The organism is Methylobacterium sp. E-065, from assembly GCF_022829605.1.
Taxonomy (GTDB): domain Bacteria; phylum Pseudomonadota; class Alphaproteobacteria; order Rhizobiales; family Beijerinckiaceae; genus Methylobacterium.
Window position 1 is genome coordinate 1 of the sequence record NZ_JAKSYD010000234.1, and the last position, 914, is coordinate 914.

Genomic DNA, 914 nt, shown 5'->3' on the forward strand with positions numbered 1-914 from the left:
CGAAGATCGCGTCCACAGCGGTCTTCATGTTGTCGTAGATCCCACGCTGGCAGGCGCCGCGGAAGAACGCGAACGCCCGGTCGTGGGCGTCGAACACCATCTCCTGGCTCTCGCGCGGGTAGGCCCGCACGAACGGCATGCGCGAGTGGCAGAGCCGGAGGTGGGCGACCTTGATCTCCGTGGTCGTGCCGCCGATCAGCACTGTCTCGTGGCTCCAGTCGAACTGGTAGGCCTCGCCCGACGCGAAGGAGAGCGGCACGAACGCCTGGGCTGTGACCGCGGTACGCTCGCGCTTCCAGCCCTGGGCGTAGCGGCGCACCGCGTCGTAGCCGCCCTCGTAGCCGAGCCCGCCCAGGGCCTCGTAGATGCGCATCAGCGTCAGTCGCTCACGCCGCGCCGTGCTGGCGTTCGCCAGGAGCATCCGGTCGAGCTCGCCCCGCCACGATCCAAGCTTCGGGGCAGGTTGGACGGCGCGGGTATATTGGAACGCCGTCGCCTCAGAGCGGATGACCTTGCGCACGACCTTGCGCGAGACCCTCAGCTCCCGGCAGATCTGCTTGATCGGCTTCTGCTGCACGAAATACGCGCGGCGGATCTTTGCGACCGTCTCCACGACCAACATCTCGCGCAAGGTCGTGCGCAAGGTCATCCGCTCTGAGGCGACGGCGTTCCAATATACCCGCGCCGTCCAACCTGCCCCGAAGCTTGGATCGTGGCGGGGCGAGCACGACCGGATGCTCCTGGCGAACGCCAGCACGGCGCGGCGTGAGCGACTGACGCTGATGCGCAGCGACGAGGCCCTGCGCGGGCTCGGCTACGAGGGCGGCTACGACGCGGTGCGCCGCTACGCGCAGGGCTGGAAGCGCTAGCGTACAGCGGGCACAGCCCAGACGTCCGGGTCGCGCTCCTTCGCG

2 protein-coding genes are annotated in these 914 nt (G+C 68.7%); one reads left to right on the forward strand and one right to left on the reverse strand.

Annotation, left to right across the window (positions count from 1 at the left end):
* Nucleotides 1-622 (reverse strand): IS21 family transposase (gene istA, locus MKK84_RS27325; RefSeq protein ID WP_243925111.1); only part of this gene is annotated, 622 nt, incomplete at its 3' end.
* A gap of 112 nt (nucleotides 623-734) precedes the next feature.
* On the opposite strand from istA, the gene MKK84_RS36020 reads away from it, so the two are divergent.
* Nucleotides 735-869: a hypothetical protein gene (locus MKK84_RS36020; protein ID WP_409566551.1), complete on the forward strand. Its 135-nt coding sequence runs from the start codon at nucleotides 735-737 to the stop codon at nucleotides 867-869.
* Nucleotides 870-914: the final 45 nt, after the last annotated feature.